The following is a 25,519-nucleotide window of genomic DNA, read 5'->3' as shown; positions in this document are numbered from 1 at the left end:
TGATATCGTGAACATCCGGGCCGTCGGTCACGTCCTCGGGCTTTTAGTCCTTTGCATTGGGTTGCTCATGGCTGTTCCGGCGCTGTTTGCCTGGTATTACGGGGGAAACGATCTTTCGGCCATCCTGATTTCGGCGGGAATTACCATTTCGGCGGGAGCATTCTTTGCCCTGGCCTTCCGTTTCCGCGGTGAAATGATGCTTCGGGACAGTTTCGCCGTTGTCACCCTGGGTTGGGTCCTGGCTTCGGCCTTCGGTGCCCTGCCGTTTTATTTGTCGGGAGAAATCTCCCTGTATTCGGATGCCTTTTTCGAAAGCATGTCCGGCTTTACAACGACGGGAGCGACGATTCTGGTCCGTGTCGAGGACCTGTCCCACGGCCTGCTCTTCTGGCGGAGCCTGACCCACTGGATCGGCGGCATGGGCATCATCGTTCTGTCCCTGGCCATTCTGCCCATGTTGGGAGTCGGCGGCATGCAGCTCTACAAGGCCGAAATCCCGGGACCCACGCCGGACAAGATCACTCCGCGCATCCGCCAGACGGCCATGACGTTATGGAAAGTCTATCTTATTCTGAGCGGGATCGAAGCCCTGCTTCTTCTTGTTGGGGGACTGAATCTTCATGAAGCCTTGTGCCAGACCTTTGGGACCATGGCGACCGGGGGATTTTCGACACGCACGGCCTCCATCGGCGGATTCAACAGCGTCTTCATCGAGGCCGTCATCATTGTCTTCATGCTGATTGCCGGAACCAATTTTTCCCTTCACTACCATGCGCTGAGGGGGAAACCGTCGACCTATTGGAAAAGCGAGGAGTTCCGTTTCTATCTCGGAATCGTCGCTGTCTTCGGCGTTCTTCTGACGGCCGACAACCTCATCACGGGAGCTCTGTCCACCGGCCATGCCGTGCGCCATTCGCTTTTCCAGACCGTCTCCATCACGACGACGACGGGATTCACAACGGCGGACTTCGGGGGGTGGTCCACGTCGGCCCAGCTCATCCTGCTGTTCCTGATGTTTATCGGGGGGTGTGCCGGGTCGACGGGGGGAAGCATCAAGGTTCTCCGGGTCATGATCCTTTTCAAACAGGGCTTGATTGAGTTGAAGCGGATGCTTCACCCGAGAGCGGTTATGCCCGTGCGCGTCGACGATAAAACCGTTTCTCAAGGCCTCATCATCAATATTCTCGGCTTCATGTTTCTTTACATCGGGATTTTGCTTGTCTCGACATTCGCCATGACTCTCATGGGTTTGGATCTGGTCAGCGCCTTCGCCTCGGTTACGGCCTCGATCGGGAACATCGGCCCCGGACTGGGATCCGTGGGGCCGGCTGAGAATTACCAGCATATCCCGCTGGCCGGCAAATGGCTGCTCAGTTTCTGCATGCTGGCCGGCCGGCTCGAAATCTATACCATTCTTGTTCTATTTACGAAAGACTTTTGGAGATGATCATGAAACGCAGACAATTCCTCACATCCGCCGCGGCGGGCGCCCTGGGCGCCGGATTGCCTCTGAGCGCCGGAACCGCCCGCCCGAAAAGCGTAATTCCGGACGACGTACCCCGAATCCGGGAATACCGGACACTCGGCCGGACGGGATTCCGTATTTCCGACCTGTGCGCCGGATCGATCATGGACGAGGGTGTCCTCGGCCGCGCGCTTGATTCCGGCATGAACTATATCGACTCGGCCGAGGAATACCCCGGACACCACCGGGTTGTCGCCCGAACCCTCAAGGGCCGGGACCGGACAAAGATTTTCGTCACGACCAAGCTTGAAGTCCAGGCGGACAAATCCAAGGAAGGGTTCCTGAAGCGGGCCCGCAAGTGTCTCGAAGAGCTGGAAACGGAATACGTGGACTGCCTCCTCATGCATATGCCCGAACGTCCGGAAACACTCGACACGCCGGGCTTTCACGACGCCATGCGCGAACTGAAGGCCGAGGGCCGCGTGAAATGCGTCGGCGCCTCTCACCACGGCTCCTTCTGGCTTCGCGCCCCGGAGATGGGAATGGACAGCGTCCTTCTTGCGGCCGCCGAGGACGGACGGTTCGACCTGTTTCTCCTGGCCTACAATTTTCTCCAGATGGACCGTGGCGACCGCGTCCTGGCCGCCTGCCGGGAAAAAAACATAGGGGCCGTCCTCATGAAAACCAAGCCGGTGGGGATCTACTACAGCCTCAAATCGCGCGTCGAGAACCTGGAGTCCGAGAAAAAAGATGTCAACCCTCTCATCCGGGAGGGCTTGGAGCGCTACAAGGAGATGATCGAGAAGGCCGAGAGTTTCATCCACGACAACAATCTCGGCAGTCCCGAAGAGATTCAGGCTGCGGCGGTCCGCTTCTGCCTGGACAATCCCGACGTGAGCTCGATCTGTTGCCGCGCCGCGAACTATGACGAACTCGAAAGCTATCTCCGGCTGTCGGGAACCCGAACGAACGGCGCGGATAAGGCCGTCCTGGCCTCCTACAAGGACGGTTGCGGAGCGCTTTACTGCCGCCATGCCTGCGGGGTGTGCGAACCTGCGTGTCCCCACGGCGTTCCCGTGAACACCATCCTCCGCTACAACCATTACTTTGCGGCCCAGGGCCGGGAGAGAGAAGCCATGGAGTTCTACGCTGCGATCCCCGGCGTCCGGGCCGACGCCTGTGCCGCCTGCCCGGGCTATTGCGAGTCCGCCTGTCCCTACGGCGTGCCCGCCAAGGGGATGCTTCTTCTCGCCCACTCCCAACTCACCCTTTGAGATTGGGTGTGCGTCATTACGCCGAGTTTCATCTCTTTTTCTATCCGGCGTAATGACCCTTCGGGCAAGCCGATCTCACCGCATCGATTTCGTCGCGGCCTGCTCGACGTAGCTCAACTACGCCTGCGCAGTCCGCTCCTCATCGCTACGGCAATCTCGGCTTGCGCACACACCAATCTCTGACTGAAGGTGTGCGGGAAAACGCCCGGGTCGTGCCGGTTTTCTTTGACGCCCGAAGTTCAATCGATTATCATATTGATAATGATAGTGATAAGGAGGCAACGATGACAAAACTGACCTGGCATGGCCACGCGACACTCAGCCTGGAGACCGGCGGCCATAAAATCCTGATCGATCCCTTTTTCACGGGCAATCCTTCGGCAAATGCCGGCCCGAACGATGTCGAAGCCGATTTCATTCTGGTCAGTCACGGCCACGGCGACCACGTCGGCGATGCCGTGGCCATCGCCAAGCGAACGGGAGCCCGGATCATCAGCAATTTCGAAATATCGAACTGGCTCGGAAGCCAGGGCGTTGCGTCGACCCATCCCCAGCACATCGGAGGCGGATTCAAGCACCCGTTCGGCTATCTCAAGCTGACTGACGCCATTCACGGCAGCGCGCTTCCGGACGGTTCTTACGGCGGCAATCCCGCCGGGTTTCTCCTGACGGCGAACGACGGCAAGAAAATGTATTTCGCCTGCGATACGGGTCTTTTCGGCGATATGAAATTGATCGGAGACGAAGGTCTTGATCTGGCCGTCATTCCCATCGGCGACAATTTCACGATGGGCCCCGATGACGCGCTCCGGGCCGTGAAACTCCTGCGGCCGAAGCAGGTCATTCCCATCCACTTCGGGACATGGGACCTGATCGCCCAGGACCCGGCCGCATGGGCTCAGCGCGTTGAGAAGGAAACGGACGCCAAGGTTGTCCTCCTGAAGCCGGGCGAAAGCGTCACGTTCTGATTGGATCGCACACACACTCTCGCAATCCGGATCCGGGTGTTTTCACGCCCAGCCCGGCGCACATCTTTTCGCTCAACGCATCAAGGCATTGAAAAACAGCTTGAATGTTCCGTGAGTTTGGCTCCGGTGTTGGGCCGGGAACCCGATGAGAACCACACGCCCTCGTCCGGATTCCGCCTCGATCATGGCCGGTTTGTTGGCCAGGTGCTCCTCGCCGATGAGCCAGCCGCTCCGGAGAAGATTTTTCTCGCTGTAACGAACAACGGTCCGGTACCGGTCGTTCGCCGGTCCCGGAAGGATTTCGAAAGCCGGTCCGTTCCAGGAAAGAATCAGGCCTTCCTCGGGCATGCCCCAGGCCAGGGGATGCCCCGTATCGAAGGCGGCGTGGACCGTGGAGCCGGGACAGAAAAAGTCTTTGGCGGCGAGCCCGTCGACGGTATTCCGGACGCTCAATCCCAGCGTCTCGACGGCAAAATTGCAGGCCTCCCGGAGGGCGACGAGGGTTCCTCCGTTTTGGACGAAGGATTGAAGCGCCGCCCGTCCCTCCTTTCCGAGCCCGCTCCTGAACTCGGGCGGATAAGATGCCGTCATCCAGCGCCGAAAGGATTCGGGAATTTCGCCCATGATCAAGGCCGTCTGATCGCTGGGGAGGACGATGATGTCGAATCGGGCGTTAAGGCCCGGTTTCCGGATATCCGCGTCCATTAAGGATGTATAGGGAAATTCGAAGTTCTCGAGCAGGAGGCGGGTCCAGCCTTCATCCATATTGCCGCCCCACGTGCGTTGGTACATGCCGATTCGAGGAGCTTTGACCGGGCGCGTTCCTTCGGTAGGGAGACTCTCCAGGATATGAAAATCAACTCCCGTCCTCTCCGCCGTATCCCGAAGGAGATCATCCCGGCCGCCGGACACGATAAAATCCCCGGGCCGGAAGCCCGTCAGGTCGGTCTCCACCCGCCGGACGGCAACGCCCTTTGCGAGGAGGAGATTCGCCGCCTTGAAGGAATCGTTCAATCGGGTGTCCAGGCGGTAGGCCGGTTTTCCGGGCGTGAATCCGCCCTTGACGACCACCCCTTCTTCGAGGACCTGGAAGTCGCCCCGGACGGCGTCGTCGATCGGATCGACACGGACGCCCATGAACTCGTTCATCGTGTGTGTCGCCGAGTCGTAAGGCCGCAGGGGATTCCCGTCTTTGTCCCGTGTCCAGGCGTTGTCCGGATAGAGGGTCCTGCCGATCAGGTTCCGGATGAGCCCCATTTTGGGTTGGGCCGGAGAGATCAGGAAGGATCCCTCGGGATAGACGACGCTGCCGGCGGTGAAGGCCGCGCGGGCCCTCTGGATCTCAATGCCCGATTGCAGGAGCGTGTTGATCATCTTTAAGGCCGTCAGCGGATCGTGCTGAGACTTGGGGACGACATAGATCTTCGGCTTGCCTTGCGCGCCCCTTTCCGTCTGGCGCTTGGCCTTGAGGACGGCGTTTCGCAGTACGGTTTCCCGGTTCCGGGCGGCGAGATCCAGAAGAGCCCAGGCGGAAATTTTTTTCTGCTCGACGATATCCCGTAATGTCCACCAGCCGCCGGGCCAGGGATTCGGGAATGTCGACTGGGCTTCGTAGTCCGGGAACTGCCTGGCCCCGGCCTGGAGTTGCTCGGGATGGATATAAAGCGGAAAAGCGCCCTTTGCACCGGCCGATTCGGTCAGCATTCCTGCGATGTTGTGAAAAGGGGTGATCCAGTGCCATCCGAAATGGCCCCAACCTGGAAATTGGGCGGCGTTGAGAATCCCCGCTTTGCCGTTTTCCTCCAGTTTGTAGGCGATGTGGGCGCCGTACCAGCTGATCTCCCGCCAGACGAGGGGGTCGGCATGCGGCCGGATCGGTTCTCCATACGGCGGGACGTAGAAACGGGCGCCGTAACTTCCCATGTGATGGTGATCGATATAGGCCTGGGGCGGCCAGTCCCGGTACATGATGCGAGCGGCATAAACGGACTCCACGAGATTGAGGAAATCTCCGTCGCGGTTGTTGTCGTGGCCGGCGTACTTGTGATAGAGCCAGGGCGGACTGCCGCCTTCGTACTCCGTCCCCAACATTTGATTATGCCAGTCCGTAACCATAATCTGGCCGTCGGGATTGAAGCAGGGAATCATGAAAAAGAGCACGTTGTCGAGAATCCGCCGCGTCTCCTCGTCGTTCCGGGCGGCCAGGTCGTAGGCCAGCTCCGGCGCCATTTGGGTGCCGCCGATCTCCGTGGCATGGAGGCTCATGGACTGACAGATGACGGCTTTTCCGTCCCGGATCAGGTTTTCGATCTCGGATTCGGGAACCTTCCGAGGGTCGCTGATTCCGGCGTTGATTTTTTGGAGGCGATCGAGATCGGCCAGGTTTTCCGGAGAGGAAACGATGACCAGGAGAAAAGGATGACCCATGGTGGACGGCCCCATGTCGATGACCTTGATCCGCGGGCTTTCCTTTTCCAGGATCCTGAAATAATCGACGATCTTGTCCCAGCGGGCGATGTTCCGGTCGGATCCGAGCCGGAAGCCGAAATAGTCCTCGGGGGGTGTGATTTGTGTTTGAGCGATGGCCCCTGCGGCGATTCCCGCAAGCATGATGAATATCAAAGCCGGATGGGATAGGATTTTTCTGTTTTTCATGTGGATCTCCTTCCGTCGGATTTAAGGATTCACTTCTTTTTCCAGGCGGGGACGCCGCGGCCCGGGGTCCACGGCGCGCCGGCCGCTTCCAGATCGTCCGCCAGTTTTTTGAATTCGACGTCGATCAACCGGCGCAGGTCCTCCTGCAGGCCTGCGAAGGCCGCGGCCGCCGCCTCGAAATTCCTGCGGTTCTGTTCCGTAATCGGCGCCGTCGCTCGAAGCTGGGCGTCGACCATCCAGACGAGAGGGGTCTTGGCCGGCTCGGAATAGCGGCGGACCGTCCGGTCGCCGTAGAGTGCCTCCGTCACCTCACGGAAACGGTTTTCAAACTCCGCGACACGCAGGAACAACTCCCGCCCGGCGCCCGGAGTGTCCATCAGCGCTTTCTTCATGAACGGAATCTGTCGGGACACCTCCTGCGCCGCGGCCGTGGCACCCATCATGGCTCTCTGGAGCGCGCCGACTTCTTTCTGGAAAGCGAGGAGGGCTTTGCGGTCCTCCGCCTGAAGAGGTGACAGCACGAGGGATTCGACGACCAGCGGCTGATCGTCGCCGAGGGGGATGAATTCTCCGTTAACGCGTTTGGCCAGCGAGACCGTGAACGTCCCCGGGGCGACGAAGGGACCCACTGCGGATTCGGACCAGGGCGCCATTTCCCGTTCGACGAGTTCGACGGGATTGACGGGGGGATATCGCAGGTCCCAGCTCACACGGTGGATTCCCAGTGTCGCCGGGCCTTCGATCCTCCGCACAACGCGGCCTTCTTCATCCCTTACGATCAGGACGACGGCCGGCCGCTCCTCCTGATCCTCCTCACGGAGACGTTCCCAGCCGGGGAAAGGGATATCCTTGCCGGCCGCGGCGGCGGCTTTCTCCTTTTCCAGGCGCTCCTCGCGCAGAGTCTTCAGGGAATCCCGGAGATAATATGTCATGACGGCCCCGAAAGGCGGGTTGGGCGCCAGGTAATAGTTGTCGCCCAGAAAAGCCTTGCCGCGAAGCGACAACGGCCTTTGCGGCTGGTACAGCCTGGCGTCCTTGATCGGGAAGAGGCGCCCTTCCGAAGACAACGCCTGGGCGTCGATATGGCGAAGCGGCGAGTAGTCATCCAGGACGTAAAAGCCGCGGCCGAAGGAGGCGCCGACGAGATCGACTTCGCGGTCCTGGACGGCGATGTCGCGGAAGGAAATCGTCGGCAGCCCGCCCTGGAGCCGGATCCAGCGGCCGCCGTCGTCGGGCGAGACATAGATGCCGAATTCCGTGCCGATAAAAAGGAGGCCTTTCTTGACGGCGTCTTCGATGATGGACCAGACGATGGTCTTCTCGGGGAGTCCGCGGACAATGGATGTCCAGGTCCGTCCGCGGTCCGTGCTCTTGATCAGATAGGGCTTGAAGTTGCCGGATTTGTGGTCGTCGAGCGCGGCGTAGACGGTGTCGGGGTCATGGCGCGAGGTCCGGATGCGGTTGACGAAGGCCCGTTCGGGAACGCCTTGGGCGCGTCCCGCCCGGCGCCAGGTCCGGCCGCCGTCCTCGGTCACCTGGATCAACCCGTCGTCCGTTCCGGCATAGATCAGGCCTTCAACGAGCGGGGATTCGGAGATCGATGAAATCGTGCCGTAAAGCGACATTGCGCCGTGATGCCAGAGGGCGTCGACGGACCAGGTCCGCCCCATGATCGGCTGATCGAGCCGGAAGATATTCCGCGTCAAATCGGGGCTGATCCGCGTCCAGGAATCGCCGCGGTCGTTGCTGCGGAACACGTATTGGGCGGCGAAGTAAAGGCGGGTGGGGGAGTGGGGACTGATGATGATCGGGGCATCCCAGTTGAAGCGGAAGGGCTCGTCCTCCGGTTCCGGAGACGGCCGGATGGAGACCTGCTCGCCCGTCCGCCTGTCGAAGCGGTGGAGGGCTCCGTTCTGCATCTCGGCGTAAACGATGTTCGGGTCGGTCGGATCGAAGGCGCAGTCGTGGCCGTCGGCGCCGGTCGTGATGGACCAGTCGCTGTTCCGGATGCCGTTTTCGCTCAGAGTGCGCGACGGGCCGATCTGGCTGGAGTTGTCCTGAGTCCCGCCGTGGACATTGTAGAAAGGTTCGGCGTTGTCCAGGGCCAGCTTGTAAAACTGGGTGACCGGCAGGTTGGCCATGAAGGACCAGGTTTGCCCCAGGTCCCGGGACTCATAGAGACCGCCGTCCGTCCCGGAGATGAGATGGTCGGGATCAGAGGTGAAAGCCAGGGCGTGGTTGTCGGAGTGTTTATGGGTCTCGTTCGGCCGTGACCATGTTTTGCCTCCGTCGGCCGTGACCTGGGTCCAGACGTCCATTTGGTAGACGCGGTCGAAGCGGTGGGGATCGGCGAAAATCTTCTGGTAATAGTGTGGGCCGGTTCCGCCGCTGATATAGGAACTGCGTTTTTCCCAGCTTTCCCCCCTGTCGCTCGACCGATAAAAGCCTTTTTCCGCATCACCGGCCTCGATCGTGGCATAAACGAAGCGCGGGTCTATCGGGGATACGGCGATGTCGATCCGCCCCATGTCACCCCGAGGCAGGCCGACGGAGAGTTTCTTCCAGGTCTTGCCGCCGTCGGTGGATTTATAGATCCCGGATTCGGGTCCGCCGCCCATGAAGGCGGCCGCGCTGCGCCGGCGCTGGTAGGCTGCGGCGTAGATCGTGTCGGGTTCCGAGGGGTGAAAATCCAAGCCTGAGACGCCGGTATCGGGGCTGATCTTCAAGGACTGGGTCCAGGTTTCCCCGCCGTCATCGGACTTATAAAGGCCCCGGTCTCCGCCGGATGACCAGAGCGGGCCTTCCGATGCGACATAGACGACTTGGGAGTCGCGGGGATCGACCATGATCTTGGAAATATGTTCGGAACGGCCGAGTCCCATGTTTTTCCAGGTCCGCCCCGCATCGAGGCTCTTGTAGACGCCGTCGCCCCAGCCGGCGTGGCGACCGCTGACTTTCTCCCCCGTTCCGACCCAGACGATCTCCGGATGGTTGGGGTCAATGGTCACACAGCCGATGGAGTAGGAAGCCTGCTTGTCGAAGACGGGCGCCCAGGTCGTTCCGGCGTTTTCCGTTTTCCAGACGCCGCCCGAACCTACGGCCACATACCAGGTGCTTTCGCGTTCCGGGTGAACGGCGATATAACTGATGCGACCGGACATGAGCGCCGGACCGATGCCCCGGAACCGGAGCCCGGAGAGGAGGGCGGAATCCAGGGATTGGCCGGAGGATGCCGCTCCGGCGGCTCCCGCCATCCCGACCGAGATGACGGCGAGAAGTGCAATGGTTCCGATGACAAAACGAAAGTTTTTCATAATGTACCTCCTGGAATTCCCGACGTATCCGTAATCGCCGCTCGTCGATGGGTCAGGGATGATAACGGCGGCTGAAGAGTGATGATCCATACATCCTATTGTGCCTGATTTCGGCGTGGGGGGAAAGCCATTTCGATTTTGTTTTCACTCTCGGCGCGGATCCGCGTTCAACTTCATCTCCCGCTCACTGGTGCCTGCTCTGAAGGACAAAAATCCTATCTGAGAGGACTGGGAGACGGGCCGGAACACCGGCAGAGAGAATTTCTGCATGATTTCCCGGCCAATCGGTCCTCGGGGATTGGCATATTTCTTGCAAGTTTATTCGATCGTGCCGATTCATGTTTCAAGGCGGCTGCGGGGCTCGTCCGGTCTGATGCTCAAAGGCAATGACATCCGGCCGGAAGAACCTGCAAAATAACAAACAATAAAAGGAGAAAACATGAACACTATCAAGGTAATCGAGTTAATCGGGACTTCGAAGGAAAGCTGGGAAGACGCGGCTAACAATGCCGTCAAAGAAGCCCATGAGACGGTCAGCGGCATTACCGGCGTGGAGGTCGTTGCCCAGACCGCCCGGGTTGAAAATGGGACTATCGCGGAATACCGTGCTAACCTGAAGCTTGCCTTCAAGGTCAAGGACGACCGCTGAGGACAGAAGCAGAAGGCGGCGCTTGTCCGCCTTAGGATCTTTTCCAGGCTCCAGGCCGGGCTGAAATCCCGGGCCCTCAGCACGCTTCGGGTCGCCTCGACCGGCAAGTTGCCATTTCACTCGCTGCGCAGAGCCTCGATCGGGTTGAGCCGCGAGGCCTTGCGGGCCGGGGCGACGCCGAAAAAGAGGCCGACCGCGAGGGAAAAGGAAAAGGCGATGACGATGGAGGACAGGGAGATCGCGGCCGTCCAGTGTGTCGCGGCGTTGATCAGGACGGCTGCGGCGATCCCGACGGCGATCCCGGCCGCCCCGCCGCCCAGGCCGAGGGCCGCCGCTTCGAACAGGAACTGGACCAGGATGTCCTTCCGCGAAGCGCCGACCGCCATGCGCAGGCCGATCTCGTTGGTCCTTTCGCGCACGGACATCAGCATGACGGCCAGGATGCCGATCCCGCCGACAAGCAGGGAAACGGCGGCGATGCTTCCGGTGAGAAGCGTGAATGTTTCGCTTGTCTCCCTTTCCGCTTCAAGGAGATCGCTCTGGTTTTGAATGGTGAAATCGTCGGCCTTGTCGAGCTTGACGAGACGGTGTCGTTCGCGCAGGAGCGCACGGACTTCGGCCTCGGCCGAGGCCATCCTCTCCCGGTCCTTGACTTCAATATGGACGGCGGCGATGTGGCTCACGTTGAAGACTCGGCGGAGGGCCGTGCGGACGGGGACGAAGATCTGGTCGTCCTGGTCTACGGTATTGAGGTCGACGCCCTTGGGGCTCATGATGCCGATGACTTCGAAGGCGACCCGTCCGACCCGGATCGTCTCGCCGATCGGGTCATGGTCCTCGAAAAGGTTTCGGACGACCGTTTGCCCGAGCACGGCGACCCGGCGGCCGGCCCGGTTTTCCTCCTCCGTGAAGAACAGGACGCGTTTGACCCGAACGCCGCGAATCGACGGGTAATCGGGCGTTGTTCCCAGGATGGTCGTGTTTGTGTTCAGGTTGCCGAACTTGACCTGCATTTTCCGGGATTGAACGGGGGCCGCCGCCCGGACTGAGGGACATTCGAGGAGAATGGCTTCGGCGTCCTGAAGGGTCAGTGTTGTCGCTGCGCCCCGGATTTCCCTTCGCCCGGCCGTTCTCTGCACCTGGCCGGCATTCGGACCGACCTGTCCCGTGAGGAGTGCGGCCGGTCGTTTTTCGGCGATGAATTGGGCGGCCTGGATTCCGGCGCCGTGGGCGGCCTCCGCAAAGGGGTTTTCGAAAGCCTCGAAGGCCCATGTCTCCGGGTCGACAAAGACAAAATACGCGGCCCGGCCGAAACGGGGATCGACATCCGCGTCGAGGTCTTGACCTCGGGCGGTCACACAGGGGCCCATGCCTCCCGCAATGATGATCTCGACGCCTTTTTCGGCCAGAAAGCGGGGGAGGAATCCCGGTTGGTGCCCGGGATTGGCGATTTCCTCTTTCTTGACGATTTTTCCGTCTGTCACCTCAAAGACTGTGTACGAAGGACAGCGTCCGAAATGGGCGGAGACCGCACCGCCCTCAGTGGAAACAGCGATCTTCATTCGGATTCCTCTTCTTTTTCGCGGGCCTTTTCCAGCTCTCCGAGACGTTCCCGAATCCGTCCGAGTTCACCCTCAAGGAAAGCGGCTTCATCGGCGAGAATCTGTTCCTCGCTTTGGGGCGGATAACCAGAGGGAACGGCCGGCGGGACGGGATAACCCCGGAATCCCCAGATCCCGGGATTCCGGAACCAGCGGCCCCGACCCATGCCCATGCCGCGCCCATAACCCCGGCCGAGCCCGAAGCCGCGGCCGAATCCTCTCCCGAGACCCAACCCGGGTCCGGGATTCATATAACCGGGCGCGGCATATCCCGAGCAATAACCGAATCCGCGCCCCGTGCGGGGTCCCATGCCCCAAGGTCCTGTGCGATCTCCAGCCGGCATTATTTATCCTCCTTTAATGTTTTATCTGCAATCCTTGCAGAGTCCTAAAAATTCGATATTGTGATCCCGGATCTTGAAATCGTATCTCTTCGAAAGAGCCCGCTCCGTCTTGTTGACAAGCTCCAGCTCTTCCTTGACGAAATCGCGATAATCGACGATCTTGCCGCATTGTGTGCAGATGAGATGGTGGTGATGGTCGCCGGGCCGCTCGCTCCGGATCTGGTAGCGGTTCTGGCCGTCTCCCGCGGAAACTCTCTGGACAATGCCCAGACTGTGGAGGAGTTCCAAGGTCCGGTAAACGGTGGTCAATCCGAGTCCGGGATAAGTGCGATAGAGCGATCCGTAGATTTCCTTGGCGCTAAGGTGGCCCTGCGTTCGGCTCAAAAGATCGAGAACCGACTCTCTGGGCGCCGTCCAGCGGCAGACATTTTCCTGGAATCTCCGCCGCCAGTGATGGGGTCCGGGCATGATCTCACTTCCAATCGCTAATGATAATCATTATCAATAATAGAATACGCCCGGCGACGAAGTTTGTCAAGGGCCGATTGAAAAAAGATTCAAAAGCTTAAGCGATGTTTCTCCAGGCCGGAGAGCCGTCAGATTTCCGGACGAGCCTGTAGAAAATACAGGAATTCATGAGTTTTCGCAAAAAAGGGCAATGCCGGCGTAAAAAACGGTGGAGCGGGCTAAAAACAGATCTTGAAGACGGTTCCTTTGCGGCGATCGACCTCGATCGTTCCGTCAAGCTGGCCGACGAGGTCGCTGACGATCTGGAGACCCAGCGTGGACGGGTTGCGGATGTCCACATTCTCCGGAATTCCGATGCCGTCGTCGCGGATCACCAGCTTGAGACGGGACGGCTCTTCCTTCTTCATTTCCACACGGAGGGTTCCCGACCGTCCGTCCGGAAAGGCGTGTTTGAGAGCGTTGGATACGATTTCGTTGACGATCAAGCCGCAGGGGATGGCTTGGTTGATGTCGAGTTCCACATCATCGGCATCGATTTCGAAATCGATCGATGCCGCGGTGCCTTCGGCCATGATCATCAAGCGGTTGACCAGATCATGGATATATTCGCCGAAATTGATGCGGGACAGGTTTTCGGATTTATAGAGTTTTTCATGAATGAGGGCCATGGAACGGATGCGTTCCTGGCTGGCGTTCAAGGCGTTCTGAAGGGCGGGATCCGGGATGACCCGGGCCTGCAGCCGGAGGAGGCTCGAGATGACCTGCATGTTGTTTTTGACGCGGTGGTGGATTTCCCTCAACATCACGTCTTTTTCCTGGAGCGCGTCCCGGAGCTTCTGCTCGTCTCTTTTGCGTTCGGTGATATCCCGCATGATGCCCAGAACGACGACGTGGCTTTGGTTTCCGAGCGAGACCGTGGAGAGCTCGAGTTCCTTGATCCTCCCGTCCTTCGACTGGATTTGGAACTGGTATTGATCGGGGATGGTCTCCCCGCGGAGACGGGCCTGGTATCGTTCTTCGAAAATCCCGCGGCTTTGAGGAGTGACGAGAATCCCCATATCGAAATTCTCGGAGGAGACGTCCTCCAGGCCATATCCCGTGATTTCCGTAAAGCGCGGATTCACATAAACGAACCGTCTATCCCGAATAAGATAGATGCCGTCGAAGGCCTTGTCGATCAGACTGCGGTGCAATTCCTCGCTTTCGCGAAGCGCCGCCTCGGACCGCTTGCGGTCCGAGATGTCGACGTTGAATTCCGCGACCAACCATTGACCCGAGCTGTCAAGAAAAGGGATGGTGTGAACCTCGACGATGCGGTTGTTCTCCTTGACCAGGGTTTCTTCGGTGATCTGAACCTGTTGTGTTTCCAAAGCCTTGGGGATTCCGCAGCCCGGGCAGGGCTCGCTGCGACCCATGAAGTATTCATAGCACTTGCGCCCCTGCGGATCGCCGTAGATCTTCTGCCAGTTCGGATCGACGTAAATGAGGTTGAAATCCGGGTCGATGACATCGACGCCCGTTCGGGTGATGCCCAGGATGGTTTCCAGGCGTTGCTTGGTGTCTTCCAGGGCGTTTTCGGCTCGCATGCGTTCCGTGACGTCGCGGAAGGACCAGATGCGGCCCAGAATGCCGGTCTCGGTCTCATAAGGTTGGGTGTATCTTTCAAAAATGCGGCCGTCCTTGAAGGTCAGAGTGTCGAGACGAGTATTCCGGGAGGCATAAATACTTTGGACGTCCGCGATGAACGCGTCCGGGTCGGCGAGTTGGTCTTTCACGTATTCAAGCAGGCGGTCGTCCAGACCTCCGTCTTGAATATCATCGGGAATGCCCCACATTTCGTTGAACTTCCGGTTGCGCCGGCGGACGCGGCCCTGGAGGTCGACGACGAGGAGACCGTCGGCCGTCGCTTCGAAAACGGCTTGGAGGTGTGTCTGGCTTTCCTGGATTTTTTTTGAGGCCTCGAAAAGCTTGAAAGCCGTATCCAGGGATGTTTGATAAATGAACTCTTCCGCATCTTTCGGGATGCAGCCGTAATGCGCGATGGAACCGATGCTTTTGATGTCTTTCGGTCCGCACGCCGCAGTCAGGAAAACGACGGGAACTGATTGAATATCGAGGAGTGCCGAGGCCGTGTCCGCGGCATAGCGGCCTTCTCCGGGACCGAAACCGATCATGATGAGATCGACCGCCTGAGTTTTTCCGATCCGTTTGAGTGCTTCTTCCCGGCTGAAAACCGTGGAAACCCCAAACCCGAATTTTTTGAGCAATCCGGCGGATGACTTGGCTGATGCTTTGTCACTTTCGACGAGGAGGATTTTTTTTGCGGAGGTCTTGCCCATGGCGGGTTGCTTTCGAAAGCAAGAGATTATCACAGGACCTTGAGTTATTGCAACCGACCGAAGGCTTCCGTCAGACTGAGAAATCCGGCGTCTTGCATTTTTGGATGCCAGGATCTATCATGGCCGGGCGCGCCCGTAGCTCAGCTGGATAGAGCGCTGGACTTCGAATCCCCTTTAACCGGTAGCCGCTATCTTGCTGATTATGCTTGAAAAACAGCCCAAGGGCTTCAATCCAAAGACTTTAGGGAGTGCCCGCCCGTCCCAGGTTTTCCCGGGCTTTTCCGTCAGGGGACGTCAATAATCCCGTCAGTGCAATAACCGGAAATACTCAGATCTGCTCATCCCTGCCGATCGAAGCAGTCCTCGAATAATGCTAACCTCCACCTCATCATAGGCGGGGATCACCAAGGGTCGGGGTATATTTTTTTTGGTCATCAGAATGTGGCTGGATGTTTGCCGATCTATAGAAAAACCCACCTGGCGGAAGACTTTAATCAGGGCTTTATAGTGAACGGGCGTTAGCCGTGGCATTTTGCCAGTTGCTCATCTATCATAAAAGGCAGGGGGATCGATATTTCCGGATCATCGGCCTTTTTTGCTGATGCGTATTTACGGCTTCCTCTGGGAATATGAACAAATCCGCAATCTTTAAGAACCCTATCCAGGGTTCCCCTTTCAAGGCAACTGGCTAAAAACAGGTGCAGGGCTTCTTTTAAATTTTTAATAGCTTCTTCAGGAGTTTTCCCCTGGGAAGACACGTCAAGGGGATAACACCAGGAAATATAGTGGCTTCTTTCTTTGCGAATCTTAAAAGGCAGAGATACTGTCCATGTGGTCTTGATTGACATAGTGTCGCCTCCCGAGCACTAATCTACCTATATCTTGTTTTTATCGGCAAGTCAAATTATTTTCACTAAGCCGAGCGCGAGATACCCAGGTCGCGCCGCCAATAAATTTCTCCTGTTTTATGGATCCAGCTTTCTCCCAGCGCTCCAACAGGAGCCCTACTTGCTTTTTGTCTCCCGAGAATTCTCTGAGAAGATCGCGTTTTTTCACCCGGCCCTCTTTTATCCTCCGGGCGAGCCTGATGGCAACCCCAATTTTTTTACTCTCCACTTTTGATATTTGTGGAGCCAGAAGCTTCTGAATAGCGGCCCCGGTTTGAAAGGGAAGGGCGCCCAGGGTGACTTCCGCGACGGATTCCTTGAAGGCGCTCTTCTTCGAGTGCCGTTTGAGAAATTGTGAATCAGGCAGATCGGGAAAATCATCTGAAACCCTTTCCAGAATTGATGTTATCTGCCACAAAAGATCGTCGTTTCCAGAAATACTGGAAAATGCGCTCCAGCTGCCCCCGCCGTTTCTCTCCCAGGGCCGCTTTAAACAAAGGGCCAAGTAAAGGACAAAGGCGTTGAACCTATCGATCTTATTTCTTCTCGGCTTGATGTGGGAGAAAAGCCAGAACGCTGGCCCCTCATCATTGGCAAGCCCCACCCAGGCGCGGGCTGCTTTTTCATAAAAACCCTTCTCGCCTTGTTTTGGATAGACCCTCAACAACTCATTCTCTGGCATCTCTATTCCGGCCACACAGACGGTCGCAAGTTGCTGACTGCCCTCAAGTTGTTTGGCAAAAAGTTTCCCGCTATTCCGACTCACAATCAAAGCCCGCCCTGCTGTAACATTCTGTATCAGATGATAATACGTGGGCAGCGACAATTTGTCAATAATTTGCGGATTGCCCGGGCCATCAAGGGGCTGACGCAGGCGCGCCTCTCGTTGCTGACAGGGATTTGCAGGCCGACGATTTCCTTCATCGAAAACAATCGGCGGCGGGCAACGGCTGAGCAGCGCCATCTCATAGCTGGAATCCTTGGGGTAGACGAGCTCGAGCTCTTCCCGGAGGCCAACCCATGACGTCGGCGCGGCGGTGGGTGTCCGTGCGAGATGCCGCCGCATATTTCGGCATGAACGGCAAGACCCTATATTCCCTTGCCGCCCGCGGGCTGCTGCCGCCCGGTGCTGTCCTGCGCATTGGCAGGCAGGTTCGATTCAACATTGAGGCAATCGAGACCGGGACCGGGCCCCGGCGTGAATCACGGGGGGCGTCGTGAGCGACCAATTATTTCAAGCCGTTCTCGGAGCCCTAATCCTCCGTCCGGAGCTCCTCGAGGCCTCAGATCTTACGGAGGGCGATTTCCCGGCTGGGCGAACGCGCCAGACGTTTCAAGAAATATCGAGGACCTGGGCGGAGCGTCAGCCCCGAGAGATTGATCCTGTTCTTCTTTCCGGGTCCATCGGCGGGAATGGCGCGGCGGCGTTTGTTGGAAGTTTAGTCGATGGCCAAATCCGGCTTGAGCCCGACGCATTTCGGGGGCGTGTTCTTGAGCTCCGCCGTCGGGCTATCACGCGCCGGATCCGGGCCCGCCTTCGCGATCAGGACACCCTTCCCGAGATTGACCTCACCGAGATCCGCTCCGACCTCGAGGCCCTGGACCGGCTCGCCCCGAGCTCATTCAACCCCGCCGATGTTCTGGTTTCCGGGCAAGACCTTCAGAGCCGCGAAGTCGTCGTGAACTATGCGGTGGAATTGGCGGTTCCGGCGCGCTCTATCAATATGCTTGCAGCTCCCGGTGGCGTGGGCAAGACCTTTTTCTCGTTCGGCATGGGAAACGCCGTTTCCCGCGGAGAGCCCTTTCTCGGGCTGGCGACAAAAAAGCGCCCGGTCTATTACGTCGATTACGAGAATCCATTGAGCTTGATTTGCGAAAGGGCCAGGAAGCTCAACATCCAGGCCCCCATGTTTTGGCACCTCTCCGCCTCTACCCCCCCGCCGAAATTGGACAGCCCGGCCTATAAACTATTTTTCGAACTCCCGCCCGGTCTGCTAATCATCGACACATTGCGTGCCGCTCACGATGGCGACGAGAACAGCAGCCAGGACATGAGCTTGGTTATGTCGCGGCTCAAAGAGCTGCGCGAGGCGGGTTTTGATATTTTCGTGATCCACCACTCCCCGAAAATGAATTCGCAAACCTATAAGGGTTCAAGCGCCATTTCGGATCTGGCAGATCACGTTATTCGGCTTTACCGAACCCGCCGGAGCGGCTTTGATGAAATTCAAGATGATGATGAGCCGGGCCCGGATGCAAGGTTTGTTCTCGCCACCGGAAAGACCCGCTATCAACCCTTCCGCCTCTTCCTTCAGTTCAACCCCGATGCCGATGGCTTCAGTTTGGCCGAGGACCCCAACGCGGACGCCCTGGAGTCCCTTTCCTTGTTTATTCGCGGCGCCGGCCGAGGCAGCAACCAAACCGAAATTATCCGATGGGCGACGGATACCCTTGGCGTCCGTCGAAGAGAGCGGGTTATCGCTTTATTAAAAAATGGCGAGCGCGAAGGGCGATGGTGTTCTTCCAGAGGATTCAGAGGAGCAAAAACTTATGAGCCGATTGGACCGTGAACTTGTCCTGTCCCCCCTCTTAAAAGAGTGGGGGACGGACAGGTCACTTCGCCACCTATCCCGGGGCCTCGGGAACAAGTCGGAACAGGTGGGACACGTGAGGGGTTTCCGCCATAAGAAGCTATTCCAGGCAACGGGAACAGGTGGGGCGAAAATAAGCCGCCCTGAGGGGGTCAGAAAAAACGAGCTGTTCCCGAGCTTTTGGACAGGTCAAAACCCCGCCTTGAAAGCCCGCCCCCAGGGGCTCTTTGTGCCCTTGAGAAGCGCTGGGGACCTCCGGAGTAAAGGTCCATGTTTTTCCCCTGTAGGCGTGACTATTGACGGGAATTTTGACGAGATGAGAAATCACCCAAAAATCCAAGTGAAAGAAAACAAAAGGGATACGAAATGACGAAGAAAAAGCCGCGGAAGATCGGCCGGCCCCTTAAACACGGCGGCTACTCTCTCGCCGTCCGGAGTGGGACCCTCCCCGAGGACATGAACCGAGTCCGGAGATATCTCGAGGACATTCGCCAGGGCCTGATTCACGATCACGGGGGAGACGAAGACGCTATCCCCGCGGGCCGGCGGATCCTGATTGATCGCGTGATTTCGAAGCTGGGTGTTCTTAGGGTCATCGAGGAGCACCTCGGGGAGAGCGGCATTCTTGTCGGGGATACACTGGCTCCAATCCTTCGACAGAACTACTTGGCGTGGGCCAACAGCATCCGCCTGGACCTGGTGGCGCTGGGGCTGGATCCTGACCACCCGGGCGGGAAGCCCCTGACTCCGGCAGAGCTCCTTGACCTTGCCGCGGAAGAGGGCAGAGAGGCGCAGGATTCCGCGGAGCCGGGCCACGGGGCGGTCCAGGAGAAGCGATCTCCCAAGGATGAGGGTCAGGGGGGCCAGGGTCAGAAGGAAAACGAGGAGAAAGGCGCGTCATGAGCGATATTCTCCGGGCTCTCCGGTCCCCCCGGATCTTTGCCGGCGCATTCGATGATGTTGAGACGTGGCGCGCCTGGATGGTCTTTCTGGCCGCGGCCTTTGGGCTTCCGATAGTCGATGGCCGGGACCTTGAGATCTACCGCAAATGCACCGGCCGCCAATTTCTTCCCACCGGGCCGTTCCGGGAAGTCTTCTGTGTGTCCGGGCGGAGGAGCGGGAAATCTCGGCTGGCCGCTCTAATCGCCGTCTTCCTGGCGACGTTCCGGGACTGGCGGAATGTGTTATCTCCCGGTGAGCGGGGGAAGGCCATTATCATCGCAACGGATAGGGCGCAAGCGAAGGTCATTCACGGTTACATCTCGGGGTTGCTGAATTCAAACCCGAGCCTCGGGCGTCTAATTATCGCAGAGGGCAAAGAGTCGATCGAGCTTTCCACCGGGGTTGATATCGAGATAGCCACGGCTAATTACAGGAGCATCCGCGGGCGCACGGTGATTTTCGCGTGTATGGAAGAGCTCGCGTTTTGGCGGTCCTCGGAGATCTACGCGAATCCGGCGACGGAGATCCTCCGGGCGTTGAAGCCATCTCTCGCGACGGCACCGGGGTCACTGTTGCTGGGGATATCCTCGGCGTATGCAAGGCAGGGCCTACTTTGGGAGATGGTCTCAAAGCATCACGGGAAGGATTCTGATGTTCTGACGTGGGTTTCAGATTCACTCACGATGAACCCGACGCTTGACAGAGCTATGATCGAGAGGGAGCTCGAGGCAGATCCGTCGGCCGCCCGGGCTGAGTGGCTTTCGGTTTTCAGGGATGACGTTGAGTCATTCCTGGGGTTGGATCTTCTTGAGAGCGCGGTTGTGCCTGGCCGGATCGCGGATCTGCAGCTTGAGAAGGGGGCGCAGGCTCGGGGATTCATTGATCCGTCTGGGGGGCGTCAGGATTCCTATACGGCGGCGGTGGCATCGCGGAACCCGGTCACGGGGCGGATTGTTGTGAATGCGGTCAGGGAGAAGAGGCCGCCTTTCTCGCCGGAGGCCGTGACGGCTGATTTTGCCGAATTCTTCAGGGGCTATCGGGTCTCCACCGTCACCTGTGACCATTGGGGCGGTGAGTGGGTTTGTGAGATTTGGCGGAAGAATGGTTTTCGTGTTGAGGCATCGAAGCTTTCGGCATCGGAGATCTATGTGGCATTTCTGGCGCTCGTCGCTTCCGGGAAGGTTGAGCTTCCGGATAATGTAAGGCTCAAGACACAGCTTCTGCAGCTCGAGCGTCGTGTTCGGCCTGGGGGGAAAGATCAGGTGACACACCCGGCGGGGCTTCATGATGATTTGGCGAATGCGGCCGCCGGCGCCGCGGTTCTGGCATCGAGGCAGGCGATGGCGCCCAGGATCCGGCGGCTGTTTGATGATTCGTTCGGGGGAGAGACCCCGAAACCGATCCGACGCCCAAGTTTCCCGCTGTGGGATGGGTGGAAATGAAAGCCAGGGGGGACCCTGGTCTGTGAATAAAAATATCGGAGGTGAAAGACGATGGAAAAAGCGATTGAGAAACTGAAGAAGCTCACGGCCGCATTGGCCGAGAATGCCGCTGCGCTCGAGGGGTGTCGGGTCGAGGCGGCGCCTATCGAAAAGAGGCTGAGCGAACTCCACGGTGAGCTTGTCAAGGCGCGGGTGTTGAAGACCCCGAATCTCAAGGAGCTGGAGGCGGAGCGCGTCGGGCTACTTGAGCGAAAGGCGACGATCGAGAAAGAACTGCCGGAGCGCAAAGAGGCCGCGACGGTTCTTGAAGAAGCCGTGACGGAAACGAGGATCGAGGCAAAACGCGAGCTTCTGGAGGGGGCCTGGCCGGCCTTTGTGAAGGCAGTCAAGGCGTTTGTTGTGAAGCTCCGGGAAGCCGAGGCGGCCGAGAAGGCCATCCTCAAGCTGAAAGCCGAGACGAATGAGGTTTTTCGCGAGGCCGGCGGGGTTATTTATGCCGGGGTTCTGCCGCCGCTTTCGAACCTCCTTGCGGGTTCCCACGTCGTGGCCGTCGGCCGCGATGGCCCGACCACGGCGACAACGGTGGATCTCTTCACGCGCGAGTGCGCGGAATTCGGGATCAGCCTGGGGGATCTTGGCTTCAACGCCGTCGGGGGGCCCGCGCGATTGTGCCGGGGGTTCCAGCCGCCCGGGGCGAAGTGAGGGGGGCTGCCGTGGCGCCGCTGGGCGAGTTCGTCATCATGCTGGACCGGCCTCGGCGGTTGATTTTCGACATGAAGGCTGTTCAATGGTTCCGTGAAAAATATCCCGGAGCCCTCACGGATTCTGGGATTGATCCGGACAAGTTTGCCTTTAACCTTGGTGATCTTCCGCCGCTTCTGAAAATGGGGCTGGCGTGGGAGGATCCGGGAATGACGGAAGAAAGCGCGGCCAATCTCTTGAATGCTTCTGTCAGCAAAGGGCAGATCACAATGATTGAGGCCTGGAGAACGACAATCGCGGCTCTTTTTCTTCCGTTTATGACGCGCTATCTGACGGGGACCCTGGAGCTGGAAGAGGCGCCCGGGCCGGATCGCCGCGGGCCTCGCGAGGGGCCTGGACTTGTGAATTGAAGATGGGGGGTGGATTGTGACTCTAAAACAACTGCTTATTAAGATCGGCGCCAACGTTGCCGAGTTTGAATCGAAGATCTCCGGTGCCGAGAAAAAATTTGATGCCGTCGGCAAAAAGATGACCTCGATTGGAAAGACGATGACGGCGGCTGTCACGCTCCCGATCATGGCCGTCGGCGCGGCCGCGTTGAAAGCCGGCATCGACGTTGACAAGGGCATGGACGCGATCCGCATCGGAACCGGCCTGACCGGAGATGCGCTGAAGAGCGTTCAGCAATCCGCCCGGGAAGTTGCGAAGACCGTCCCGCAGAGCATCCTTGAAGTCTCTCGGGCGGTCGCGGATCTCAACACGCGGACGGGCGCGACGGGTCCGGTTCTCGAAGATCTGGCGAAACGGACGTTGGACGCGGCCCGGATGATGGGCGTGGATTCGTCGGCGCTCATTGCCTCTTTTACGCGGACTCTCGGCGATTGGGGGATTGAATTAGAAGACGCTCCGGATGCTCTTGATAAACTCTTTACGGCCAGTCAGGTGACGGGGATCGGCCTCGATCGGCTCAACGCGCAGATCGTCCAATATGGCGCGCCTCTCCGCCAGATGGGGTTCTCTTTCGAGGAAGCGGCGGCGATGGTCGGTAAGTTCGAGAAAGAGGGCGTCAACGCCGAGTTGGTCATGGGATCATTGAGGAAGGCGCTCGGAAAGATGGCGAGAGACGGCGAGCCGGTCATAGAGACGTTCCAGCGGACGGTCGATGCGATTAAAAACGCCGGCGACACTTCGGAGGCGAACCGCCTGGCGCTTGAGCTGTTCGGCGCGGTGGCGGGTCCGGACATGGCCGCGGCGATCCGCGAAGGCCGCCTTGAGGTCGGGGACCTGGTCAAAACAATCGAGGGTTCAAGCGGTGCCGTCAAGAGCGCGACGGATGACACGCGAGGCTTTTCCGAGATGTGGGGTGAGACGAAAAACCGCCTCATGCTGGCCCTGGAGCCGATTGGGACAAAACTCTTGACCCTAGCCGAGAATTATCTTCCGAAACTGATCGGGATGGTTGAGAAAGTCTTTGGATGGTTCGAGCGTCTTCCCTCGCCGGTTCAAGACGTGATCATGGTCGTCGGGGGCCTCGCGGCCGCGGCCGGGCCTGTTCTTATTGTCCTGGGGAAAGTCGTTGCGCTGTTCCCGACGATTGTCGCCGGACTCGGGGCCGTAAAGACGGCGCTTCTCGGTACTCTCGGCCCGTGGGCTCTTGTCGCGGGCGCGGCCGTGGCGGCGGGCATCGCATTTGGCAAAGCCCGGAAAGAATATCAGGACATGAATGAACTCTATCAACGCGAGATAGAGGAAACGGGTCGCAAGACGTCGAAGTTCGAGCGGATCTTGGGAAGCGCAGATGCGGCGATCCGGAGGTTCACGGGCGGAGTCTCCGACGCAGCGCTGGCGAAAGAACTCATGGCGCGGAAACAGGCCGAGGCGACGCAATCGACGGAAGAACTCAACGCGAAGGTCGAAGAATCCGAACCGATCCTGGCGGCCATGAAAGACGCCGTGGCGGCCGTCGGTCTCAAGTGGGAAGACGTGACCGCAGAGTCGGGCGATGCGATGGCGCAATATCAAGAACTACTCGCCGGCATGACCGAGGCCCAGAGACAGGCTACCTCGGAGTTCAACGCCCTGATGACCTCTGAGGTCGAAATGACCCGCGTGTCGATCGGCGAGAAAGTCGAGGCCAGAGAAGGCGGGGCCAAGAAAGAGATCGAGATTGAAGAAGGAAAAACGGCCGTTCTCGCCAGCCTGCATCAGAACGCCGTGGCGGCCGCCTATCAGACCGCGCTTCACGGCTACGAGATCCAGACCCAAGCCTACGAGGAATTCAATGATGCGCGTTATGCGGCGGCGGAAGAAACGGCCCAACGGCTGACAGGCCTGGAGGATTTGGCTTACAAAGAGATAATGAAGATCCACGAAAACTTCATGGGAGACTCAATGTCGGCGTTCGTGGATTGGTGCACGGGCAAAGAGTCGCTTCTGGATGGCGTCGCCGGGGCCTTCATGGGTATGGCAAACGATGCGATCGGGTCGCTGAAAAAGCTTATGGCACAAGAGGCGATCAGTAAAATGGCAACCTTCGCGTCCAGCAAGGCGAAGGCGATTTCCGGCGTCATCAGCTCGGTTATGACGTCGCTTCCGTTCCCGCTCAACGTCGCGGCCGTCGGCGGCGCAATCGCTCTCGTCTCGCGTCTTTTCTCCGCGATCAAACTTGGAGAAGGCGGCATCGTCACGCGGCCGACTTTTGCGATGGTCGGAGAAAAAGGCCCGGAGGCGGTGATCCCGCTCGATAAGGCGGGGGCCCTGGCCGGCGTCGGCGGGGGGGTCAACGTCAAGGCGTATTTTTACGGCGACATCCACAACGCCGGGGATCTGGATGAGATCTCGAAGCGATTGGCGCAGCGCGTCACCCGAGCCGTCCAGGGCGGGAGGGCATGATGCCGGTCGGGCAAGCCGAGAAGAGCGGGGCCTTCTTCTACCGAATGATAGAAGACAACCTTGTGGACTTTGGTCGGCACTGGGAGGCGGCCCGGGGCGTTGAATTGAGCCGGCAGCTTCTGCCAGACCTCCCGCGCGACATCCAGATTCAGTGGATCCGCGAAGCAACCAAGGCAGAGGCAGAAGTGGACCGGCTTTTTGTTCAGACGCTCACAGCCCTTCGAAGCCTCTCCGGCCGAGGGGGAGATTTGCCGGAGCTGCGATATCACAAGGATGAGTCCGGCTTTTGGGGCCAGGTGGGAACGAAATCATTTCTCAAAGGGAAAATCCTTCTCTTGTCTTCCATGCCCTTCAAGGAAATCATTCCGACGGTTGCGCATGAATGCAGGCACCTGGCCGACTACGAGTTATTCCGCCCTCCCTATACGGTCGAAGAAAAGAACGCATGGGAGAAGCGGGCTGTTGAATTCAGTCGCGAAGTGACCGCCCGGGCAAGGGCGGGGGAGCGGGCATCGTGAAGGTCACTGTCACCATCAAGGGCGAGGATGAGATCCGGAAGGCCCTGAAGAAGATGTCAAAAGAGGTCCGAAAACAAGTTGCGGGTGAAATCGCGGCCACCGCTCTTGACATTCAGGCGGAGGCAAAGCGCAATCTCGATGAAGTCAAGGCCATCGATACGGGGGAGCTGAGAAAGAAGACCATTGTAGAATTTTCAACCGATAAAATGGAAGCCGAGGTCGGCACGACGGCGCCTCATGGGAAGTGGGTTGAGTTTGGTACGAAACACACGACAAAGATGCCGCCGCCGGACGCCCTGGAGCACTGGGCGCGGTGGCACGGCATGGAGGGGGCGGAATTCGCGATCGCAAAGAACATCCTGAAACGCGGCGGGCTTCCGGCTCGGCCGTGGCTGTTTCCGGCCTTCGAGAAACATGCGGGGCCGTTCTTTGAGCGAATCAAGAAGATACTCAAGGACATCATTTAAC

General features: G+C 58.9%; 21 protein-coding genes. 12 read left to right on the top strand and 9 right to left on the bottom strand.

The annotated features are described in order from the left end of the window. Positions 1–7 precede the first annotated feature (7 nt). The 3 genes from SCM96_02385 (at position 8) to SCM96_02375 (ending at position 3,707) form a co-directional block, all read left to right on the top strand. Positions 8–1,447, top strand: a complete 1,440-nt coding sequence (locus SCM96_02385) for a TrkH family potassium uptake protein (GenBank protein ID MDW7759467.1) — start codon at positions 8–10, stop codon at positions 1,445–1,447. A 2-nt stretch (positions 1,448–1,449) separates the two neighbouring features. After that, the gene (locus SCM96_02380) at positions 1,450–2,739 is read left to right on the top strand and encodes an aldo/keto reductase (GenBank protein ID MDW7759466.1); all 1,290 of its coding nucleotides are present in this window, start codon (positions 1,450–1,452) and stop codon (positions 2,737–2,739) included. 284 nt (positions 2,740–3,023) lie between these two features. Further along, positions 3,024–3,707 carry a metal-dependent hydrolase gene (locus SCM96_02375; GenBank protein ID MDW7759465.1) on the top strand — a complete coding sequence of 228 codons (684 nt, stop codon included), beginning with the start codon at positions 3,024–3,026 and terminating at the stop codon, positions 3,705–3,707. A 72-nt stretch (positions 3,708–3,779) separates the two neighbouring features. Here SCM96_02375 and SCM96_02370 read toward each other — a convergent pair whose 3' ends face one another. After that, a complete protein-coding gene (locus SCM96_02370; GenBank protein ID MDW7759464.1) occupies positions 3,780–6,362 on the bottom strand; it encodes a M14 family metallopeptidase in 2,583 nt (860 codons plus the stop codon). A gap of 29 nt (positions 6,363–6,391) precedes the next feature. Further along, entirely contained in the window at positions 6,392–9,676 is a 3,285-nt protein-coding gene (locus SCM96_02365) for a glycosyl hydrolase (protein MDW7759463.1), read from the bottom strand. Positions 9,677–10,115: 439 nt separating this feature from the next. On the opposite strand from SCM96_02365, the gene SCM96_02360 reads away from it, so the two are divergent. After that, entirely contained in the window at positions 10,116–10,325 is a 210-nt protein-coding gene (locus SCM96_02360; GenBank protein MDW7759462.1) for a dodecin family protein, read from the top strand. A gap of 116 nt (positions 10,326–10,441) precedes the next feature. Here SCM96_02360 and SCM96_02355 read toward each other — a convergent pair whose 3' ends face one another. From SCM96_02355 to SCM96_02325, 7 genes are all read right to left on the bottom strand, one after another. Continuing rightward, positions 10,442–11,887, bottom strand: a complete 1,446-nt coding sequence (locus SCM96_02355) for a NifB/NifX family molybdenum-iron cluster-binding protein (GenBank protein ID MDW7759461.1) — start codon at positions 11,885–11,887, stop codon at positions 10,442–10,444. Continuing rightward, on the bottom strand, positions 11,884–12,270 hold the full coding sequence (locus tag SCM96_02350) for a DUF5320 domain-containing protein (protein MDW7759460.1): 387 nt from the start codon (positions 12,268–12,270) through the stop codon (positions 11,884–11,886). The genes SCM96_02355 and SCM96_02350 overlap by 4 nt, the downstream gene beginning before the upstream one ends. Positions 12,271–12,291: 21 nt before the next feature. Next, entirely contained in the window at positions 12,292–12,738 is a 447-nt protein-coding gene (locus SCM96_02345; protein ID MDW7759459.1) for a Fur family transcriptional regulator, read from the bottom strand. Between the two features lie 218 nt (positions 12,739–12,956). Then, complete coding sequence (locus SCM96_02340; GenBank protein ID MDW7759458.1) at positions 12,957–15,077, bottom strand: PAS domain S-box protein; 2,121 nt, start codon at positions 15,075–15,077, stop codon at positions 12,957–12,959. Between the two features lie 306 nt (positions 15,078–15,383). Further along, positions 15,384–15,608: a type II toxin-antitoxin system HicA family toxin gene (locus SCM96_02335; protein MDW7759457.1), complete on the bottom strand. Its 225-nt coding sequence runs from the start codon at positions 15,606–15,608 to the stop codon at positions 15,384–15,386. Further along, entirely contained in the window at positions 15,596–15,925 is a 330-nt protein-coding gene (locus SCM96_02330) for a type II toxin-antitoxin system HicB family antitoxin (protein MDW7759456.1), read from the bottom strand. Before SCM96_02330 ends, SCM96_02335 begins: the two co-directional genes overlap by 13 nt. 40 nt (positions 15,926–15,965) lie before the next feature. After that, complete coding sequence (locus tag SCM96_02325) at positions 15,966–16,928, bottom strand: hypothetical protein (GenBank protein MDW7759455.1); 963 nt, start codon at positions 16,926–16,928, stop codon at positions 15,966–15,968. Between the two features lie 253 nt (positions 16,929–17,181). On the opposite strand from SCM96_02325, the gene SCM96_02320 reads away from it, so the two are divergent. From SCM96_02320 to SCM96_02285, 8 genes are all read left to right on the top strand, one after another. Continuing rightward, on the top strand, positions 17,182–18,534 hold the full coding sequence (locus tag SCM96_02320; protein MDW7759454.1) for an AAA family ATPase: 1,353 nt from the start codon (positions 17,182–17,184) through the stop codon (positions 18,532–18,534). Between the two features lie 387 nt (positions 18,535–18,921). Beyond that, positions 18,922–19,458: a hypothetical protein gene (locus SCM96_02315; protein MDW7759453.1), complete on the top strand. Its 537-nt coding sequence runs from the start codon at positions 18,922–18,924 to the stop codon at positions 19,456–19,458. Then, on the top strand, positions 19,455–20,939 hold the full coding sequence (locus tag SCM96_02310; GenBank protein ID MDW7759452.1) for a hypothetical protein: 1,485 nt from the start codon (positions 19,455–19,457) through the stop codon (positions 20,937–20,939). The genes SCM96_02315 and SCM96_02310 overlap by 4 nt, the downstream gene beginning before the upstream one ends. Before the next feature lie 51 nt (positions 20,940–20,990). Beyond that, positions 20,991–21,641, top strand: a complete 651-nt coding sequence (locus SCM96_02305; GenBank protein ID MDW7759451.1) for a hypothetical protein — start codon at positions 20,991–20,993, stop codon at positions 21,639–21,641. An 11-nt stretch (positions 21,642–21,652) separates the two neighbouring features. Beyond that, entirely contained in the window at positions 21,653–22,051 is a 399-nt protein-coding gene (locus SCM96_02300) for a hypothetical protein (protein MDW7759450.1), read from the top strand. Between the two features lie 16 nt (positions 22,052–22,067). Continuing rightward, positions 22,068–24,533 carry a phage tail tape measure protein gene (locus SCM96_02295; GenBank protein MDW7759449.1) on the top strand — a complete coding sequence of 822 codons (2,466 nt, stop codon included), beginning with the start codon at positions 22,068–22,070 and terminating at the stop codon, positions 24,531–24,533. Beyond that, positions 24,530–25,051 (top strand): hypothetical protein, encoded by a 522-nt coding sequence (locus SCM96_02290; protein MDW7759448.1) that lies wholly within the window; start codon positions 24,530–24,532, stop codon positions 25,049–25,051. The genes SCM96_02295 and SCM96_02290 overlap by 4 nt, the downstream gene beginning before the upstream one ends. Further along, a complete protein-coding gene (locus SCM96_02285) occupies positions 25,048–25,518 on the top strand; it encodes an HK97 gp10 family phage protein (GenBank protein MDW7759447.1) in 471 nt (156 codons plus the stop codon). The genes SCM96_02290 and SCM96_02285 overlap by 4 nt, the downstream gene beginning before the upstream one ends. The last annotated feature ends 1 nt before the right edge of the window (position 25,519 follow it).

It is taken from the genome of Acidobacteriota bacterium (genome assembly GCA_033549365.1).
In the GTDB taxonomy this organism is placed as follows: domain Bacteria; phylum Acidobacteriota; class Aminicenantia; order Aminicenantales; family Saccharicenantaceae; genus JAWSUF01.
The sequence above is the reverse complement of the archived record's forward strand: the minus strand, read 5'-3'. Positions and strand labels throughout refer to the sequence as shown.

Excerpts from the sequence above, each read along its gene's own strand:
- SCM96_02380 (MDW7759466.1), top strand. The coding sequence starts at position 1,450 with ATGAAACGCAGACAATTCCTCACATCCGCCGCGGCGGGCGCCCTGGGC.
- SCM96_02365 (MDW7759463.1), bottom strand. The coding sequence starts at position 9,676 with ATGAAAAACTTTCGTTTTGTCATCGGAACCATTGCACTTCTCGCCGTC.
- SCM96_02330 (MDW7759456.1), bottom strand. The coding sequence starts at position 15,925 with ATGTCAATCAAGACCACATGGACAGTATCTCTGCCTTTTAAGATTCGC.
- SCM96_02370 (MDW7759464.1), bottom strand. The coding sequence starts at position 6,362 with ATGAAAAACAGAAAAATCCTATCCCATCCGGCTTTGATATTCATCATG.
- SCM96_02355 (MDW7759461.1), bottom strand. The coding sequence starts at position 11,887 with ATGAAGATCGCTGTTTCCACTGAGGGCGGTGCGGTCTCCGCCCATTTC.
- SCM96_02315 (MDW7759453.1), top strand. The coding sequence starts at position 18,922 with ATGACGAAGAAAAAGCCGCGGAAGATCGGCCGGCCCCTTAAACACGGC.
- SCM96_02310 (MDW7759452.1), top strand. The coding sequence starts at position 19,455 with ATGAGCGATATTCTCCGGGCTCTCCGGTCCCCCCGGATCTTTGCCGGC.
- SCM96_02325 (MDW7759455.1), bottom strand. The coding sequence starts at position 16,928 with ATGGCGCTGCTCAGCCGTTGCCCGCCGCCGATTGTTTTCGATGAAGGA.
- SCM96_02360 (MDW7759462.1), top strand. The coding sequence starts at position 10,116 with ATGAACACTATCAAGGTAATCGAGTTAATCGGGACTTCGAAGGAAAGC.
- SCM96_02305 (MDW7759451.1), top strand. The coding sequence starts at position 20,991 with ATGGAAAAAGCGATTGAGAAACTGAAGAAGCTCACGGCCGCATTGGCC.
- SCM96_02350 (MDW7759460.1), bottom strand. The coding sequence starts at position 12,270 with ATGCCGGCTGGAGATCGCACAGGACCTTGGGGCATGGGACCCCGCACG.
- SCM96_02345 (MDW7759459.1), bottom strand. The coding sequence starts at position 12,738 with ATGCCCGGACCCCATCACTGGCGGCGGAGATTCCAGGAAAATGTCTGC.
- SCM96_02340 (MDW7759458.1), bottom strand. The coding sequence starts at position 15,077 with ATGGGCAAGACCTCCGCAAAAAAAATCCTCCTCGTCGAAAGTGACAAA.
- SCM96_02290 (MDW7759448.1), top strand. The coding sequence starts at position 24,530 with ATGATGCCGGTCGGGCAAGCCGAGAAGAGCGGGGCCTTCTTCTACCGA.
- SCM96_02335 (MDW7759457.1), bottom strand. The coding sequence starts at position 15,608 with ATGCCACGGCTAACGCCCGTTCACTATAAAGCCCTGATTAAAGTCTTC.
- SCM96_02375 (MDW7759465.1), top strand. The coding sequence starts at position 3,024 with ATGACAAAACTGACCTGGCATGGCCACGCGACACTCAGCCTGGAGACC.